Source organism: Pseudoalteromonas 'SMAR', assembly GCF_048515945.1.
Lineage (GTDB): Bacteria > Pseudomonadota > Gammaproteobacteria > Enterobacterales > Alteromonadaceae > Pseudoalteromonas.
Map to the genome: position 1 here is coordinate 25,360 of NZ_JBLWMW010000016.1, position 18,480 is coordinate 43,839.

Consider the following 18,480-nt stretch of genomic DNA (forward strand, 5'->3'; position numbering starts at 1 on the left):
TATTAGCCCTTTTATCTAGCGCAGAAACTTAAACGAAAACAAGATGGCAAGCTAATGCTTGCCATCTTAGCTAGTAGTATGTGTTATACCGAACGGTTTAACAACATTGATTTAATTTGTCCAATTGCCTTAGTCGGATTAAGGCCTTTAGGACATACGCTAACACAGTTCATGATACTGTGACAGCGGAAAACGCTGAATGCATCATCAAGGTCTGCAAGACGTTCTTCGGTTGCCGTATCACGGCTATCAGCCAAGAAACGGTAAGCGTGAAGTAGGCCAGCAGGACCGATGAACTTATCTGGGTTCCACCAGAAAGACGGACAAGACGTTGAACAACAAGCACAAAGAATACACTCGTACAGGCCGTCAAGCTTTTCACGGTCTTCAACTGACTGTAAACGCTCTTCACCACCGGTTGGCTTGTCATTAATTAGGTACGGCTTAACCTTCTCGTATTGCGTGTAGAATTGGCTCATGTCGATAACCAAGTCACGAATAACCGGAAGACCCGGTAATGGACGTACAACGATTTTGCCTTTGCCGCCTTTTTGCAATGCTGAAATAGGCGTAATGCAAGCAAGACCGTTTTTACCGTTCATGTTTACACCGTCAGAACCACACACACCTTCACGGCATGAGCGGCGGAATGATAAAGATGGATCTTGCTCTTTTAACTGCATCAGAGCATCTAGCACCATCATGTCACGACCTTCCTCTACCTCTAGAGTGTAGTCTTGCATGCGCGGTGCTGCATCTTCATCAGGATTATAACGATAAACAGATAATTCTAAAGTTGCCATCGCTTAGCTCCTAGTATGTACGTGCTTTAGGTGGGAACGCTTCGCGAGTCGTCGGCGCAAAGTTTACTTCGCGTTTACTCATCGCATCAGACTGCGGGTGATAAATTGAGTGGCATAGCCAGTTCTCATCATCACGCTCAGGGAAGTCAAAGCGCGAGTGCGCACCACGACTCTCAGTACGGAAGTTTGCAGCTACCGCAGTTGAGAAAGCCGTTTCCATCAGGTTATCTAGCTCTAAACACTCAATACGCTGAGTGTTGAACTCGCTTGACTTATCGTCCAAACGGGCATGCTTAAGACGCTCACGGATCTGTTTAAGATCTTTCAGGCCATCGGCCATAGCGTCGCCTTCACGGAATACCGAGAAGTTAAGTTGCATACACTCTTGCAAATCTTTCTTGATTTGCACCGGATCCTCGCCCTTACCTTTCTCAGAGCTTTCCCAGCGATTGAATCTCGCCAGTGCCTGGTCAACGTCGTCTGCCGTAGCATCGCCAGTTGACTCAAAGTCGCTTAGGTAAGTGCCTAAGAAGTTACCTGCAGCACGACCAAATACCACAAGGTCAAGCAGTGAGTTACCACCAAGACGGTTTGCACCGTGTACCGATACACAGGCAATTTCACCAACGGCGAACAGACCTTCAACAATACGCTCTTCGCCCGCTTCGTTGACATCCAGTACCTGACCATGAACGTTGGTCGGTACACCACCCATCATGTAGTGACATGTTGGGATAACTGGAATTGGCTCTTCTGCCGGATCTACGTGGGCAAACGTCTTAGATAAGTCACATACACCAGGTAGGCGTAAGTTCAGTGTTTCTGCACCTAGGTGATCTAACTTAAGTTTGATGTGCGTACCCCAAGGGCCTTCACAACCACGACCTTCACGGATTTCTGTCATCATAGCGCGGGCCACAACGTCACGACCTGCAAGGTCTTTAGCGTTAGGGGCATAACGCTCCATGAAGCGCTCACCGTCTTTGTTTAACAGGTAACCACCTTCACCACGACAGCCTTCAGTCACTAGTGTACCAGCGCCTGCGATACCGGTTGGGTGGAATTGCCACATTTCCATGTCTTGCATGCCAATGCCAGCGCGAACAGCCATACCAACACCGTCACCAGTGTTGATGTGCGCGTTGGTAGTAGATGCATAAATACGACCAGCACCGCCGGTTGCAAGTACTACCGCTTTTGATTTGAAGAAAACGACTTCACCGCTTTCAATATCAATCGCTGTAACACCAACCACATCGCCTTTGTCGTTTTTAACTAGGTCCAGTGCGTACCATTCAGAGAATACGTTTGTGTTATTTTTTACGTTCTGTTGGTACAAGCAGTGTAGCAATGCGTGACCAGTACGGTCCGCTGCAGCAGCAGTACGAGCGGCTTGTTCACCGCCAAAGTTTTTCGACTGACCACCGAAAGGACGTTGGTAAACACGACCATTTTCAAAACGCGAGAATGGTAACCCCATGTTCTCAAGCTCAGTGATTGCCTCTGGGCCAGTTTTAGTCATGTACTCGATAGCGTCTTGGTCACCGATGTAATCAGAACCTTTAACCGTATCGTACATGTGCCATTCCCAGTTATCCTCGTGCGAGTTACCTAACGCTACGGTGATACCACCCTGCGCCGATACCGTGTGCGAACGAGTTGGGAATACCTTAGAAATTAGTGCACAGGTTTTACCTGATTCTGAGATAGCTAGGGCCGCGCGCATACCAGCGCCACCAGCACCTACTACTACTGCGTCAAATTCGCGTACGTTATATTTCACTTAAACACCCCATAAAACAAAGAGACCAATAGCTACGTAAGCTAGTGCGATCAGGTTTAATACAAAGCTCAGTACTGAACGCATAGTGGCGCCTTTAACGTAGTCCGTTAGTACCTGCCACAAACCAATACGGGTATGAACCATAATGCACACCAAGGTGATCATGGTTGCTGCTTTCATAACTAGGTTAGAAAACAACCCGTTCCACGCTTCGTACGTTAGCTCAGGGGTAAGAAGAAGATAACCTACGATAAATACCGCATATGCAAGGATAATTAACGCAGTTGAGCGCAGTGAGACGTAGTCTTGTACGCCATCACGCTTAAGAGTCGCTTGATTTAAGACCATATCCACACTCCAGCTAGAATTGCTACGATAACCCAGATTGCCAATGCAATCTTAGCGCTGTTATTGCCCGATTCTAATTCTTCCCAGTGTCCCATATCCTGAATCATGTGACGGATACCACCGATAATGTGGTAAGACAATGCAGTTAGGGTACCCCACGCGATGAATTTCGCGATGAAGCCGGTCATCAGTTCGGTTACGAACGTGAAGCCTTCTGGTGAAGAGAGTGATTCAGCCCAAGCCCAAATCACAAAGGTCAAAGCGAAGAAGAATGCCACACCGGTGACACGGTGTAGAATCGACGCCTTAGCCGTTGGCGGCATAGATATAGTCGTAAGATCTAGATTTACAGGTCTTTGCTTTTTCACAGTTACTTGCCCATCTTTGCTCACAAAGGAGCTCATCTACTTGTTTTTATGAAACCCACCTACATAGTGCAATGTAGATGGCACACTCTAGATAAACCAATTAGGACACCAAAAAGTTCACTGGAGTGTAAAAAATTGATGTAAAAATAGGTTTACCCACAGACGATACGGTATAAAACCGTTGACAGTATATAAGGCTATCCGCCCTTTTACAATTCTTGTTTAGATTGAGAAGCTTGCGAATTAGCGAATGGTCTAATATTTAATCGCCATAGAATATTTATTATACATATATGCATAAATCTCAGAAAAATTGACTTCTTACCCGGTTTATAAGTTAGAATGATCTGAATTTGCTTAACATTAGTATCACAACATAACAATCAGAATGTTGTTATTAAATAGGAGACAAATAGATGGCAGATAAGAAAGCCACAGTCCACATTGATGGTCATGATCCGATTGAGTTACCAATTTACGAAGGTACTGCAGGTCAAGACGTAGTTGACGTTCGTTCGTTCGGTGCTCACGGCCTATTCACTTATGACCCAGGATTCATGTCGACTGCTTCTTGCGACTCGTCGATCACCTACATCGACGGTGCCAAGGGTGTGCTGCTTCATCGCGGTTATCCAATCGAACAACTAGCTGAAAACTCAAACTATATTGAGCTTTGTTACTTACTTCTAAACGGTGAGCTACCAAACAAAGAACAACTAGCCGAGTTCTCTGATGAAGTTACTCGCAATACCATGATGCACGAGAAAATCGCTGCCTTCTTCCAGGGCTTCCGTGTCGATGCTCACCCTATGGCTATGCTATGTGGTGTGGTTGGTGCATTGTCTTCGTTCTATCACTCAGATCTTGATATTTCGGATGAAGAACAGCGCATGCGTTGTGCAATTAAGTTGGTTGCTAAACTACCAACTATCGCGGCGATGGCATACAAGTACAACGTTGGCCAGCCTTTCGTATACCCTCGTAACGACTTAAGCTATGCAGAAAACTTCTTACACATGATGTTCTCTGTACCGGCTGAAGAATACCAAGTGAATCCTGTGCTAGCTAAAGCAATGGATAAAATCTTTATGCTTCACGCTGACCATGAACAAAATGCGTCAACGTCTACTGTTCGTTTAGCTGGCTCTTCAGGCGCTAACCCGTATGCGTGTATCTCTGCAGGTATCGCGTCACTGTGGGGCCCTGCACACGGCGGTGCTAACGAAGCATGTCTTAACATGTTGGAAGAAATCGGTTCTGTGGATCGCATTGACGAGTACATCGCTAAAGCGAAAGACAAGAACGACCCATTCCGCCTTATGGGCTTTGGCCACCGTGTTTACAAAAACTTCGACCCACGCGCCACGGTAATGCGTCAAACGTGTCACGAAGTACTTGAAGAGCTTAACATCCAAGATCCATTGCTAGACGTAGCGATGAAGCTTGAACAAATCGCTCTTGAAGACCCGTACTTCGTTGAGAAGAAGCTATATCCTAACGTTGATTTCTACTCAGGCATCATCCTGAAAGCTATCGGCATTCCTACTAGCATGTTCACGGTTATCTTCGCGATGTCTCGTACTGTTGGTTGGATCTCACACTGGAATGAAATGCTGTCGCAGCCTGGCCACAAAATTGGCCGTCCTCGTCAGCTTTACAAAGGCTACACAGCTCGCGACTACAAAGGTCAAGATCAGAGATAGTCTTAGTATCAAGATTAAAAAAGGCCGCTATTGCGGCCTTTTTTGTTTTATTCTCGCCTTGATTTCGCTAAAATCCCGCCGTCAAATCACCTCAGGTATGTTATGACTAGTATACAATCGCTGCGCCAAGACTTCGCTATTTTAGAGCAAAAGCTCGATGGCCAAAGGCTATGTTACTTCGACTCCGCCGCAACAACGCAAAAACCGGCTCAGGTTATCGATGTAATAAAAACTTTTTATGAGAATGAGAATTCAAATGTACATCGAGGTTTACATACCCTCAGTGAGCGTGCGACAACTAGGTACGAACATGCCCGCCAACTCACCGCCGATTTTTTTCATGTTGATGGCAAAGAAATCGTCTGGACCAGTGGTGCAACGGCTGCGATAAACTTGCTTGCCAGTGGCTTAAGTGCTGAATTTACTGAGCACAGCAAGGTGGTAATTAGCCCATTCGAACATCACGCTAATATAGTGCCATGGCAACAAGCCTGTGCCCGCAGCGGTGCTGAACTATTGGTGCTGCCCATGCTAGAGGAAGGCAAGTTGGACTTAGCGGGCTCGTTGGCATTACTGCAGCAACATCAGCCAGACGTTTTAGCTATCGGCCATGTGTCTAACGCCTTGGGCAATATTCAGCCCATAGACGCTCTAATACAATGCTGCCAACAATTAGGGATCACCACCGTGGTTGATGGTGCCCAATCGTTACTGCATTTGCGTCCTAATTTACGCGAGCTTGGTTGTGATTTTTATGTTTTCTCTGGCCACAAAGCGCTTGGCCCTACCGGTATTGGTGGGCTGTATGGTCGCTATGACAAACTCGATGCTTTACCGGTCTATCAAACTGGTGGGGAAATGATAGCAACGGTGACATTCGAGGAAACCACGTTCCGCTCGGCGCCCGCTAAATTTGAGCCGGGTACCCCAAACATCGCCGGTGTTATCGCGTTTGCTGCGGCACTTGAATACCTCAACCAGATAGATAGTGACGCGCTATTCCAATATGAGCAACAGCTGTATCGCAAGCTATTAGCAGAAATGGAACAAATTCCTGGCATCGCAATCTATGGTGATCGCCATCATAACGCCGGTGTGATTAGCTTTAATTACAAACACGAGCACCATTATGACATGGCGACCTTGCTTAATACCTATGGTGTTGCCGTACGCAGTGGCCATCACTGTACCCAGCCGTTGATGAAACAACTAAACCTCAACGGCACGGTAAGGGTAAGCCTGGCTTTTTATAATAACGAAGAGGATATTGCGCAATTTATTAGTGCGCTAAAATCAACAATAGAGCTGATAGATTAATCATGAACATCGCTACCATCACAGAAAAATTAACCGCCTGCAGCGGTTGGCAGGCAAAATATCGCGAAATTATGTTATTGGGCAAACAACTACCCGCCCTGCCGGATGAGTTGAAAGTGCCATCGGCATTAGTGTCTGGCTGTGATAGTAATGTCTGGTTGTATATTGAACTCGATGACAGCCAGCAGCAGATGGTGCTGATGGCCGATTCAGATACTCGTATAGTTCGGGGACTGTTAACCATCATTATTGCTGCTTTTGCTGGCAAATCTCCGCAACAAGCGGCTCAAGCCGATGTCTATGGCTTATTTCAATCGCTGGGTCTTATTGCTCACTTAAGCCCTTCTCGAGGTAATGGCATTAGGGCTATTGTCGAGCAGATACAATTGGCGGCTAAGCAGTACGATTAAACCCGCTACATATCAAGCCAGCAAGGTACATTACAGGCTTGTTGTAGACACTTATCACTGAAATAAAAACGGGCCCCAAACGTTGGTGCCCGTTTTTTATTACGCTCTAAATGTATTACTTAACGGATTTTATCAGGTATTTTTGGATAGCTCTGGCCGCTGCGTAAAAGCCAAAACTTCCCGTCACCATGGTGGCGGAGCCAAAACCTGTGGCACAGTCCATGTTCTTACCACCTTCGGCTTGCTGTTTCATTTTACACACAGTGCCATCGCTACTTGGGTACACCAACTGCTCGGTTGAATAGACACAGTCCACCGCAAACTTACGCTTAGGGTTTGTGGTAAAGTTATATTGCTTGCGTAACAGGTAACGTACTTTGGCCAACAAGGGATCGTGTGTGGTTTTGGCCACGTCACCGTATTGGATTTGACTGGGGTCGGTTTGGCCACCAGCGCCACCTGTGGTGATAATTGGTATTTTATTGCGTTTGCAATGTGCGATTAACGCCGCTTTTTCCTTCACCGCGTCAATGCAGTCAATAACATAATCAAAACCTTGGATATACTCCCTAATGTTGTCTAGCATTAAAAAGTCATCAATGAGAGTTACTTCACAATCAGGGTTTATGGCCAAACAACGGGCTTTCATGGCTTCAATTTTTTGTTGGCCAATGCTATGGCTGTCAGCATGGAGCTGGCGATTGACGTTAGTTACACAAATATCATCCATGTCGATTAAGGTGATTTTACCCACCCCAGTCCGAACTAGGGCCTCTGCCGCCCAACTTCCTACACCACCAATGCCAATAACGCAAAAGTGTGCTTGCTCTAGTGCTTGCAGTTCTTTGTTACCATATAAACGACCAATACCGCCAAATCGTAACGCTCTATTTGATTCAGTCATTTTACCACTCTAGCTTGTTTGGCTGCTGCCAACTGGAAAAAATTTCGTTTGCTGTTAATTGTGCAAAGTGTTCGCCTTTGTCTGGTAAGGCGTGATAACTGTGCTGCTGGCCTTGCCAAACAAACTCTAGGCAATAGGCGTGCAAATAAGTGCGATCGGCTTTATCGCCACCATAAGCAACATCACCTAATATTGGCGCGCCCAAACTTTTCATTGCTACCCTTATCTGGTGAGTTTTGCCGGAATATGGTTTGACAATGCAGGCTCTCAGATTTGGCGCAATGGCACAAGAATAAAACCGTGTTACCGCTGGGTTTAATTTGGTTTTAGTTAACTTATACGTACCACGGCGAGATTTGGCCATGTCGCCTTTTACCCAGCCCTGCTTCTTTTTCGGTTTAGCGGTGATCAAAGCCAGGTAGTATTTATCAATTTCTCGGGCACTGAACAATGCCGTAAACTGCCGAGCAGCGGCGCTGGATTTGGCCAACAAAATGAGCCCAGAGGTGACTTTATCCAGGCGGTGTACCGGAAATAACGGATAACCTAACTGTTCGGTCAGTAGCGCCACAAAACCACTTTGTTGCTCGCTGTGAAAGCTCACACCTGCCGGCTTATGGGCAACAACAAAATCACTGTGCTGGGCTATGATCGCAAACTCAGCCATGCCATATCTCTTGCACGCGTTGTAAATCTTCCGGTGTATCTACCCCGGCGTGGACTGGCTTTTGCGCTTTAGCCACTTTAATTTTATAGCCATGGTACAACACTCGCAGTTGCTCTAACGATTCTTGCTGCTCTAAAGGAGACGGAGAAAGATCTAAATAGGTTTTGATAAACCCTGCACGATAGGCATAAATGCCCACATGGCGCTGGAAATGAGCAACATTCAGCTGCGTTTTATCCTCTGTCATCATGCTGTCGCGCTGAAATGGGATGCTGGCACGGGAAAAATACAGCGCATTACCACCAATATCAGCCACTACTTTCACCGCATTGGGGTTCAGTACCTCTTCAACATCAGCAACGTCAACACTTAAGGTTGCCATCGGCGCCTCTGCATCATCAAGGAGTGCCGCCACCTGAGTAATGTTAGCGGGTTCCAGCAAAGGCTCGTCCCCTTGAACGTTCACCACTACCGTCTGTTCATCCAGAGCGAGTGTGTCGACCACCTCCGCTAATCGCTCTGTGCCTGACTGATGATCTTCACGTGTCATGATGACATCTTGAGTAAAGCCAAGGGCGGCTTGATAGACCGCATCATGATCGGTGGCGATGTAGACTTTTTTCGCGCCGCTTTGGCTTGCTTGCTCATAAACCCTTTGGATCATGGGTTTGCCCGCGATGTCGGCGAGCGGCTTACCAGGTAAACGACTTGAAGCAAAACGCGCAGGTATAACGACTACGAATTCCACTGCTCTACCTCATCGCTAGTCAGCTCTCTGGCTTCGTTTTCCAGTAACACCGGAATATCGTCTTTAATGGGGTAAGCCAGTTTTGCCGCCGTGCTGATTAGCTCTTGGTTTTCTTTGTCGTATCTTAATTTACCTTTACATACAGGACACGCGATAATTTCTAATAGTTTGCTGTCAAAGGCCATGTCTGATCTCTTTCTCTTTTAATAAGTTTACCACCGCATCATAAAGTGCCGGTGTGGGTTTGGCATCTACCTTTAGGTAATACCAGTTGTCTTTTGCAAATGATTTACACTTTACCGCATCTTTCTCGGTCATAAAAATGGCTTCTTGCCCCAGCGGCTCGAAGTCACCGGCTTGATAAGCATAGTGATCGGCAAAATGCAGCCTTTCAGTAAGGGTAATACCATTTTGCTCTAAGCTGCTCTCAAACCGAGCTGGGTTGCCAATGGCGCACACCGAGACTCCAGTCATTGCCACTTTGTCTGCAGGCTTGCCATCTTTGACGCGATAGAAACCTTGCCCTTCTAAACTATACGACAATGGCTCTGTGCCGCCATTATAAATGGCTAAATCAACCTGCTGTGTGCGTTTAATTGGCTCTCGCAGCGGTCCTGCTGGTAGCACCAGACCATTACCAAATTGTCGTTGATTATCGATGATACAAAATTCTATATCGCGGGCTAGCTGGTAATGCTGTAACCCATCATCACAAACAATGATATTGACGTCATGCTCTGCTAGCAGCTTTTTAATGCTGGCTTGACGGTCTGCGCCTATCATTACCGGGCAGCGCAAACGCTGCGCCAACAAACATGGTTCATCTCCCCCTTGTTCAGTGACGGTGTCAGCGGTCACTAGAAAAGGCGTAACAGGCGGGTTAGCACCATAGCCGCGACTGATCACAGCGACTTTAAATCCGAGCTGTTGCAACAATGGTACAAGCCACAATACGAAAGGTGTTTTGCCGTTACCACCAACACTGATGTTACCCACTACTAATACCGGCACGGGTGCTTGGTAGGCACGAAACACCTTAACACGATAAAGTTGCCTTCTCAGTGTACTGACCCCAAGAAACAGCAATGTCAGGGGCAATAACAGTAGGGTTAACAAATTCACCTTTTTAAACCAGTTTTGCTCCAGCCACTTTGCCATGTTATTGGCCACCATACTGCATTTTGCACAAAGCATGGTACATGCCCTGTTGGGCGAGCAGCTGCTGATGTTTGCCCTGCTCTATAATTTGGCCTTTATCCAAAACATAAATACAATCGCAATGCTCAATGGTAGATAAACGATGAGCAATCACAATGGTGGTTTTGTCACGCATTAACTCTTGCAATGCTTCTTGGATAAAACGCTCAGACTCAGTGTCTAGTGCTGAAGTTGCTTCATCTAGGATCAGGATTGGCGCGTCTTTCACGATTGCACGAGCAATGGCGATACGCTGACGTTGCCCGCCCGAGAGCATCATACCGTTTTCACCGATCATGGTGTTTAAGCCATCCGGTAAGTCTTTAACGAACTCCCAAACATGGGCTTGCTTAGCGACTTTCTCCAACGCTTCAGGGCTTAGCGGCTGCGTTAAGCCATACATAATGTTATTGGCAATCGTGTCGCTAAATAGCACCACTTGCTGCGAAACGATGGCAAATTGCGCACGTAAATCAGCTAAAGTGTAGTGCTGAATATCTACGCCATCTAACTCAATAACGCCGTGGTCAATATCGTAGTATCGCGGTAATAAATTCGACAGTGTCGACTTCCCCGAGCCACTGCGCCCGACGAGGGCAATACTTTGTCCTGCCGCGATATTTAGGCTCATATCTGCGATGACAGGCTCGTCTTTGCCTGGGTAGGTGAAAGTTAAGCCTTTGATGTCGATATTGCCCTTAGCGCGCTCGATGTTAAGCTCGCCTTGATCGTGCTCTTTGTCTAAGTCTAAAATACTGAACACACTGTTCGCAGCAGAAATCCCCCGTTGCAAATCACTGTTGACGTTGGCCAGTTGTTTTAATGGCCGTAACATCATCATCATCGAGGTTATTAAAGTCACAAAAGTGCCTGATGAAATTTTATCGATCATCGATGGCATGGCGACAATAGCTAAGATCACCGCCATGGCACTGGCGGCAATAATTTGGATCACAGAGACGCTTAATGCTTTGGTGGCATCCATTTTGACCCGTTGCTGGCGATTATGATTATTAACGCTGGCAAAATGGGCAATGGTTTTATCCTGACCGCCAAAGCCATGAATGACCTTATGCCCTGACATCATCTGCTCTGAGCCCTTGGTCACCTCGCCCATGGCATCTTGGATATTTTTTGAGATTTTTTTAAAGCGCTTTGAGACCACAGTCACAATTACCGCCACCACAGGCACAATCACCAAAAAGATCAAAGATAACTGCCAGCTGGCATAAAACATGGTGATCAACAAAAATAGTACAAAGGCCCCTTCTCGGATCAACACCTGCAGTGCACGGGTAACGGCCTGCTGAACTTGCTCAGTATCAAAGGTAATTTTTGAAATCAGTTCGCCATTCGAATGTTGATCGTGAAATGACACCGGTAAATACAGCATGTGTTCAAATAGTTGCTGACGAAGTGTTTTTACTACTTGTGAGCCAACATATGATAAACAGTAGGAGGCCATATAGTTGAATACACCCCGTCCTATCACCAACGCAATCACCACAAGTGGCGCAAGCTTCAAGACATCGCGATTGCCTGCGGTTAAGCCTTCGTCGATAAAGGGGTCCATCAAAGCAACAAAGGAGGCGTCCATCGCGGCATAGCCTATCATACCCACTACTGCAAAAATGGCTGCGAGCTTAAACTCTTTCACATAACTAAAAAGTCTAGCGTATATTTGTCTGTCGGTTGGTTGCATTGCCAGCCTCTGTTGTTCTGGTTAAGCGATATTGTAACTTTCAAATCAGCAAAACTGAATGAATTATCTGAGAAACCAGTGATTTTCCTTGTTTCTTGCTCGCTCTACCACCACTTTGTCGTTATAAATCGCCACACGGATATGGCCATGTTGGGCGGTATCATGAATTTTTATCTGCCTTTGCCTGTAGCGTTGCAATACTTCCTTTGCAGGTATCTCCCATGGCGAGTGAAAGGCGCTGGAAAAAATAACCTGAGTGGGAGAAACCGCATCAATAAAGGCAGCGGTTGACGAGCTTTTACTGCCATGATGTGGCGCTAGGAGAATATCCGCAGCTAACTTATGCTGTTGCCGCGCCACTAAATCTTGCTCAGCTGCGGCCTCGATGTCGCCTGGTAGTAACACAGTAAAGGTGCCGTCGCTAACCCGCAGCACACACGAATTGTTGTTGTCGTTGTTACTTTGCTGCGCTCGAAAGCTGCTAAGATGCAGAGTACCGAAGTGCAGCTGGGTTTGTTGACAAAGTGTTGGCTGTGGCTCATGACCATGAAAATAAGCGAGTGAGTTACCCTTATCGTACGCTTTGAGCTCTGTGATTCCACCGTTATGATCGCCGTCATCATGACTAATAATGGTGTGATGCAGTGCAATGTTATTGCGCACTAAATAGGGTTTAATGACAAACTCAAACATCGAATAAAAGCCAAAATATTTTGCGCCAATATCATACAAAATGCCATTTTGCTGCTGACTGATCAGTACTGCTGTGCCGTGACCGACATCAAAAAAATCAACCTGCCAACTTGGCTGGGGTCTCACCAGCGTAAAAATCATATAACAACTCAGTGGCAGCAAGGCGAAATAATGGCGAAACAGCCACAGCAACAGTAACGACAGATAACACAATGCCACCAATTGACCATCAATACCACGGCTCTCAAGCCAAGGATACGGAAACTCAGCTAAGCCGGTCAGCAACCAAGCAAGACCTTGGTCCAACCAACTAAGCGGCCAATGCAGTTGCAAGTAAAACCCCAGTATCAGCTGCAGTAACAGTGCCGGAAAGAGCAGCACAGAAACCAAAGGGATCACCAACAGGTTGGCAAACAGTGAAATCACGCTGAATCCAGCAAAATAAAAGAGGTTTAGCGGCATTAATAGAACAAATAGCATTGCTTGGCAAAGTAACAGCAAGCCCCACTTTTTGCCGCCATGTTGCCACATGGTTACCGTAGCCAGTAATACTGCAACCGCAATAAAGGAGTAATAGAGACCTGGGTTTAAGACAGCGAAAGGGTTAAAAAATAATACTGCAGTTAAGGCGTACAATAACACTTTCAGTGATGACATGGGCAAAGCAAAGGTGTAGATAACAACCCCACAAGCTGCCATAAATAACGCCCTTGTGGCTGAGACACTGTAACCACACACCACCACATAAGCTGCACTTAATAGTAACGCAAACAGTAAGCAAAACTGATGCAGGTTAACCCGCTGAGAAAGTACGGGTTGCACACAGTAGCTGACTAATTTAATGATGGAAAAAGCCAGCATAAAGACAATGCCAATGTGCAGCCCTGAAATGGCCAATAAGTGACTGAGCCCCAGCTCACGAAATTGCTGTTTGTCTTGGTAGTCAACTAAGGCAGTATCGCCGGTGAGTAATAAATAGTATAACCAGCCGTAGCGAAATGACGCCATGATATGGGCTACTTCGACACGATAGTCTTGTCGCCAGCTCCGGGTGTTAAGTACCCTAGTCACGCTAGTTATGCTGCCTTTAAATAACACCCTTTTGCGAAATGCATGTAATTCAGGATTAAAAAGTCCGATATTAATGCGACTGCGGAAGTGCCTTAATTTGGCTGTTACAGTGACGGTGTCACCCACATTAGCATTATGACGATGAGTTTGACTATAAAGCTTAGCCAGTGAGCTTCGCCACCAAGGCAGTGGCTTTTCAGCAATGGCGGCTACATCGACCAGCCATGTTTGTCCTGCTGGTGAGTTATCGACCTGAACTACAGTGCCGACCATTTCAGTGGTTGCTGAGTCTTCAATAGCCTTGAGATCTTGGTGATAAAAAATTACATAATGGGCCAATACCATCAAAATGCCTAAAATAAACCCTGCCAAAATGGTGTAAAAAAGCTTAGAATAACAGCCTAAGAGATATAGGCTTAGGCAGGCAAACGCTGTCCTCCAATTATCGAGGAAAAAAACGCCAAAACAGCACCCTAGGCATACCCCTAAGCAAATTAGAACTGACGTAGATGGCAGCTGCAAATGGCGAAAAAAACGATTCAACGCTTTTTACCCGATCACAACAAAATCAAGCAACAGAAATCACTAAAGATTTTTGGTAGTTTGTTGCACGATGCCAACTTGTGGCATTTAAATCGCCGCTCGGCACGTGGCGCTTTTTCGGTTGGGTTATTTTTTGCGTTCATCCCTGTCCCCTTTCAGATGGTATTAGCAGCGGCATTAGCGATTCCATTTCGCGTTAACCTACCGCTGTCGATTGCCTTAGTATGGATCACCAATCCACTGACCATGCCCCCGATATTTTATTGCTCTTACATTGTTGGTGTGTTTGCCCTAGGCCAAGAGCGCCAGCCGTTTCATTTTGAGGCCAGCTGGGAGTGGTTAGCGCAAAGCCTGTCCACCATTGGTCCGGCGTTTATTACTGGCTCCTTAATCTGTGCCAGCATTGCTGCCGTAATTGGCTTTTTTGGTATTGACTTGTTATGGCGTCGCTCGGTAAATAAAGCTTGGCAAGGCCGTGGTAAAAGTTAACCCTAATCCACTTTAGTAAGTGAACTATAAGCATAGTTCAGTATAACTAAAAACAAAAAAGCCCTGATGGGCTTTTTGTTTCTATCTCAACCGTGCTACTTGCGCCTGCGTCTTAACATAACCAATGGCAGAGCCAACAAGCTTAACCACGACCAACTCGCAGAATTACGCTCATAGGTTTCGGCCTCCGGTGGAGTACAGTCCTCTACTTCACCACTAATAGGGGTTAGAAGTACCGGTAAGGTGACCGATTCATATTCAATCTCACCATTACTGTCTTTTTCAACTTCACCTAAACTGTTACGTCTTTCCACGGTTTTGGTAGCTATTGCATACACTTTATTGTCATCGGTGATTTTAACCGCTTCTGCTATTGTGTATGGGAAGTCATCACTACGACAAGGTAATAGAGTATTCAGGTTAATGGCTGCTTCTGCACCGATCTCGTAAATAAAGGCTTCACGACGACGGTTGGAACCGCTTTTTTCAACTTCCGCCTGACCAATAACAAAGCCGTTGTTATTGATGTCGGTAATGTCGACTTCCGCTCCCTCAAAATAACTTGGGATGGTATTATACGTATCCGTTTGGGTATCGTAGTAAAAGCCTGTGGTATCGAAATTAGAAGTACGACCCTTACGGCCCACCACGCCAACTACAATGCCATTGTCATTTACATCAATAGCCTTACTATATTCACTGTAGTACTCAACTTCTTTAATTCTTTTATGCTCACCGTTTTGATAAATGACCGCTTGTTCATAAAGCAAAAGCTCATCATCACTTTGTCTGCGAGCACGCGAGTATCCAACCGCCATGCCACTATTATTAACTGCCATGGCTATACTGGAGTAGGCTCTTTCGTCATCATCATCTGGCGTAAAAGCTAAGCCTAAGTCCTGAGTGTCTATGATGGTAAAGTCACTGTCTAAAGTCCATTGGTAGGCCCGCTGATGGTATATGTTCCCGAGTAATTTGACACAAACTTCCATTGGCTCATCAACACCATCACAGTTATCCTCTATGGCTTCTTGGGAAGTTTGCGCTAATCCTATTGAACTTTGCCCCACAACCACATAACCACCGTCAGCTAATTGGCTAATATCTGTTGCTTTCGATGTTCCACCATATTGTGAAAACTCGGGTTCAAGTTCCACACGTTGATTTGATGGCGAGATCACCACACCACGCTCACGCCAGTCACGAACAAAGTAAGTTTCTTCCTCAGTTTCACCTTCTGGAGTGAAAGTGATTTTTTCATATGGCGCACTGCCCCAAGCACTAATCACACCATCTTCCGAAACGCTGGTAAGGTAATTCACAACCGAACGGGTTAAGCCTTCAAAGTCCGGCGACTGTTTATCAAATACCACAAACTCTTCAGCACTATTATTTGTAAAGCTTAGTGATACCGTTCTAATTACCTTTTGAAATTGTAAACTATTGCCTCTATTACTTAAATAGAGCAGCATAAATGTATGCGCCTGAGCATTTGTGTTTGCGGCATTATTGTTTTCAATATCATCAAGTGTAAAAGTAATCTCTTCGTCAATAGCCTCAAGCCTACTTTCATACGTGTCATACTCGCTTTGTATGGTACTGTCTTCAAAATCGATATACGACACATCAATTTTTACACCAAACAGGTTAGAAGCATGACCAATAATATCGCCGGCTTCGTTGGCGTCGGTTATATAACTGTATTTACTGTTATCGTGGCGAGGTAATTCAGTTAGCTGATACGTAGCAGCCGCTGCTTGTTGTGAAAGCGCAACAGCGACACTCGCGGCTAAAAGTTTAAATTTCATCTTAATCCTTACTGCTGATTTTGCAATGCTTCTAATTCTTCCCAGCGTTCAAACGCGGCTTCCAGCTTCGACTCGAGCTCTGCCAAATGGTTCAATGCACTGTGGGTAGTTTCTTGGTCTTGTTTAAAGAAGTCTGGATCGCTGACCAGTTCTTGTTGTTTGGTTACCGCCTCTTCAAGTTCCTCTACTTTACTTGGCAGAGACTCTAATTCAAGTTTTAATTTGTAACTGAGCTTATTAGAGCGCCCACTGGCAGGGCTTTTCTTGGCACTAACCGGTGTTTGTTTCTGCTGATGGACTTTTTCAGCTTCTTTGCGTTGCGCGTCACGTTTTTGTTGATAACGCTCAAAGTCACTGTACCCACCGATTATCTCTGTCACCTGACCATTGCCCTCAAACGCCCATACAGCGCCACAGGTATTATCAATAAACTCACGGTCGTGGCTGACAATCAATACGGTGCCCTGGTATTGGTTTAGGATCTCTTCTAATAGTTCCAAAGTTTCGATATCGAGATCATTGGTCGGCTCATCCAGTACAATAATATTGGAGGGCTTCAAAAACAGTTTTGCCAGCAGTAGACGGTTCTTTTCACCACCCGATAACGCTTTCACCGGAGTACGAGCTCGAGCAGGCGGAAATAAAAAGTCTTGCAAGTAGCCCAGAACATGACGCGAACGCCCGCCCATCATGACTTCTTGTTTGCCCTCAGCAACGTTGTCTTGTACCGTTGCCTCTTCATCCAACTTCTCACGGTACTGATCAAAATACGCCACTTCTAGATTAACGCCTTGCTTCACTTTGCCCGCATCGGCAGCAATATCGCCAAACATAAGCTTTAATAATGTGGTTTTGCCAGCCCCATTGGGCCCCACCAAACCAATTCTATCGCCGCGCATTACAATGGTCGAAAAATCTTTCACAATCTGCTTTTCGCCAAACGCTTTATTGAGCTGCTGCGCTTCAAACACTAACTTGCCAGAACGGTCGGCGGTTTCAATATTAAAATCGGTTTTACCTTGTTGTTCTATGCGCTGTTTGCGCTCGTTACGCAACGCTTTTAACGCCCTTACACGGCCCTCATTGCGCGTTCTCCGTGCTTTGATCCCTTGACGGATCCAAGCCTCTTCTTCGGCTAGCTTTTTATCGAACAAAGCATTTTGCTGCTCTTCCACTTTTAAGTCGTGGGCTTTTTGCTCAAGGTATTGGGCGTAGTTGCCTGGATAAGACACCAGTTTACCGCGGTCTAAGTCAAGAATACGCGTGGCCATGGCACGAATAAAGGCACGGTCGTGAGAAATAAACACGATGCCACCTTTAAATTCCTTAAGAAATTGCTCTAACCAAATAACACTTTGCATGTCCAAGTGGTTGGTGGGCTCATCAAGCAATAATAAATCCGGGTCGCTCACCAGTGCTTTGGCCAATGCCACCTTGCGCAGCCAGCCCCCAGAAAGCGATTCTAGGCGCATATTGGCTTCAAGCTGTAGTTGACTTAACACCTGTTTTATCCGCGACTCGAAGCGCCATGCGTCTTCCGCTTCAAGGCGTTGGGTTAAGCGCTCCAGTTGCGCCATTAGCTTATCCGACTGATTGTTTTGCAGCTGCTCACTAATATCATGAAATTCAATCAGTAATTCTGCCGCTTCTGGTAAACCATTGGCGACATAATCAAACACGGAGCCATGGGCTCCTTTTGGCGGGTCTTGTTCTAAGCGTGAGACTTTTAAGCTGCCAACTCGGTTGATTTCACCATCGTCCAACTGCACTTGACCATCTAATACTTTTAACAGGGTCGATTTGCCAGCACCATTGCGTCCGACAATACACACCCGCTCACCTGACTCAATCACAGCATCGGCGTTGTCCAAAATTGGATGGGAGCCAAATGCTAACTGAGCTTTCGCAATACGAATTAAGTCCATA

17 protein-coding genes are annotated in these 18,480 nt (G+C 46.0%); 4 read left to right on the forward strand and 13 right to left on the reverse strand.

Annotated features, from left to right (window positions below; translation table 11 throughout):
• Positions 1 to 83: 83 nt before the first annotated feature.
• Genes ACNKW2_RS08695 through sdhC form a run of 4 tightly spaced genes read right to left on the reverse strand, consistent with a single transcriptional unit; the run spans position 84 to position 3,302 of the window.
• Positions 84 to 803: a succinate dehydrogenase iron-sulfur subunit gene (locus ACNKW2_RS08695; RefSeq protein ID WP_336566219.1), complete on the reverse strand. Its 720-nt coding sequence runs from the start codon at positions 801 to 803 to the stop codon at positions 84 to 86.
• A 10-nt stretch (positions 804 to 813) separates the two neighbouring features.
• Positions 814 to 2,586, reverse strand: coding sequence for a succinate dehydrogenase flavoprotein subunit (sdhA, locus tag ACNKW2_RS08700; protein WP_419148207.1), 1,773 nt, complete (start codon positions 2,584 to 2,586; stop codon positions 814 to 816).
• Complete coding sequence (gene sdhD, locus ACNKW2_RS08705) at positions 2,587 to 2,934, reverse strand: succinate dehydrogenase, hydrophobic membrane anchor protein (RefSeq protein WP_419148208.1); 348 nt, start codon at positions 2,932 to 2,934, stop codon at positions 2,587 to 2,589.
• A complete protein-coding gene (gene sdhC / locus ACNKW2_RS08710; RefSeq protein WP_336569249.1) occupies positions 2,925 to 3,302 on the reverse strand; it encodes a succinate dehydrogenase, cytochrome b556 subunit in 378 nt (125 codons plus the stop codon). Before sdhC ends, sdhD begins: the two co-directional genes overlap by 10 nt.
• Positions 3,303 to 3,718: 416 nt before the next feature.
• Here sdhC and ACNKW2_RS08715 point away from each other — a divergent pair, with 416 nt between their 5' ends.
• The 3 genes from ACNKW2_RS08715 to ACNKW2_RS08725 all read left to right on the forward strand — a co-directional run bounded on the left by ACNKW2_RS08715 (position 3,719) and on the right by ACNKW2_RS08725 (position 6,732).
• Positions 3,719 to 5,005, forward strand: coding sequence for a citrate synthase (locus ACNKW2_RS08715; protein WP_419148209.1), 1,287 nt, complete (start codon positions 3,719 to 3,721; stop codon positions 5,003 to 5,005).
• Between the two features lie 102 nt (positions 5,006 to 5,107).
• The gene (locus ACNKW2_RS08720; protein WP_419148210.1) at positions 5,108 to 6,322 is read left to right on the forward strand and encodes an aminotransferase class V-fold PLP-dependent enzyme; all 1,215 of its coding nucleotides are present in this window, start codon (positions 5,108 to 5,110) and stop codon (positions 6,320 to 6,322) included.
• Positions 6,323 to 6,324: 2 nt separating this feature from the next.
• Complete coding sequence (locus tag ACNKW2_RS08725) at positions 6,325 to 6,732, forward strand: SufE family protein (protein ID WP_419148211.1); 408 nt, start codon at positions 6,325 to 6,327, stop codon at positions 6,730 to 6,732.
• Between the two features lie 115 nt (positions 6,733 to 6,847).
• Here the strand turns inward: ACNKW2_RS08725 and tcdA are convergent, their stop codons facing one another.
• The 7 genes from tcdA to ACNKW2_RS08760 all read right to left on the reverse strand — a co-directional run bounded on the left by tcdA (position 6,848) and on the right by ACNKW2_RS08760 (position 14,257).
• Entirely contained in the window at positions 6,848 to 7,636 is a 789-nt protein-coding gene (tcdA, locus tag ACNKW2_RS08730) for a tRNA cyclic N6-threonylcarbamoyladenosine(37) synthase TcdA (RefSeq protein WP_419148212.1), read from the reverse strand.
• Between the two features lies 1 nt (position 7,637).
• Positions 7,638 to 8,303 (reverse strand): TIGR01621 family pseudouridine synthase, encoded by a 666-nt coding sequence (locus tag ACNKW2_RS08735; RefSeq protein ID WP_336566210.1) that lies wholly within the window; start codon positions 8,301 to 8,303, stop codon positions 7,638 to 7,640.
• The gene (gene kdsB / locus ACNKW2_RS08740) at positions 8,296 to 9,051 is read right to left on the reverse strand and encodes a 3-deoxy-manno-octulosonate cytidylyltransferase (RefSeq protein WP_419148213.1); all 756 of its coding nucleotides are present in this window, start codon (positions 9,049 to 9,051) and stop codon (positions 8,296 to 8,298) included. Before kdsB ends, ACNKW2_RS08735 begins: the two co-directional genes overlap by 8 nt.
• Positions 9,039 to 9,236 carry a Trm112 family protein gene (locus ACNKW2_RS08745; RefSeq protein ID WP_419148214.1) on the reverse strand — a complete coding sequence of 66 codons (198 nt, stop codon included), beginning with the start codon at positions 9,234 to 9,236 and terminating at the stop codon, positions 9,039 to 9,041. The genes kdsB and ACNKW2_RS08745 overlap by 13 nt, the downstream gene beginning before the upstream one ends.
• Positions 9,226 to 10,209 (reverse strand): tetraacyldisaccharide 4'-kinase, encoded by a 984-nt coding sequence (gene lpxK, locus ACNKW2_RS08750; protein ID WP_419148215.1) that lies wholly within the window; start codon positions 10,207 to 10,209, stop codon positions 9,226 to 9,228. Before lpxK ends, ACNKW2_RS08745 begins: the two co-directional genes overlap by 11 nt.
• Position 10,210: 1 nt before the next feature.
• On the reverse strand, positions 10,211 to 11,950 hold the full coding sequence (gene msbA / locus ACNKW2_RS08755) for a lipid A export permease/ATP-binding protein MsbA (RefSeq protein WP_419148216.1): 1,740 nt from the start codon (positions 11,948 to 11,950) through the stop codon (positions 10,211 to 10,213).
• A gap of 63 nt (positions 11,951 to 12,013) precedes the next feature.
• Entirely contained in the window at positions 12,014 to 14,257 is a 2,244-nt protein-coding gene (locus ACNKW2_RS08760) for a DNA internalization-related competence protein ComEC/Rec2 (RefSeq protein WP_419148217.1), read from the reverse strand.
• Between ACNKW2_RS08760 and ACNKW2_RS08765 the strand changes: the two genes are divergently transcribed.
• Complete coding sequence (locus ACNKW2_RS08765; protein ID WP_419148218.1) at positions 14,237 to 14,746, forward strand: DUF2062 domain-containing protein; 510 nt, start codon at positions 14,237 to 14,239, stop codon at positions 14,744 to 14,746. The two genes, ACNKW2_RS08760 and ACNKW2_RS08765, sit on opposite strands and share 21 nt — an antisense overlap.
• A gap of 95 nt (positions 14,747 to 14,841) precedes the next feature.
• Here ACNKW2_RS08765 and ACNKW2_RS08770 read toward each other — a convergent pair whose 3' ends face one another.
• Complete coding sequence (locus tag ACNKW2_RS08770; RefSeq protein WP_419148219.1) at positions 14,842 to 16,554, reverse strand: DUF3466 family protein; 1,713 nt, start codon at positions 16,552 to 16,554, stop codon at positions 14,842 to 14,844.
• A gap of 8 nt (positions 16,555 to 16,562) precedes the next feature.
• Complete coding sequence (gene uup, locus ACNKW2_RS08775; RefSeq protein WP_419148220.1) at positions 16,563 to 18,479, reverse strand: ATP-binding cassette ATPase Uup; 1,917 nt, start codon at positions 18,477 to 18,479, stop codon at positions 16,563 to 16,565.
• Position 18,480: the final 1 nt, after the last annotated feature.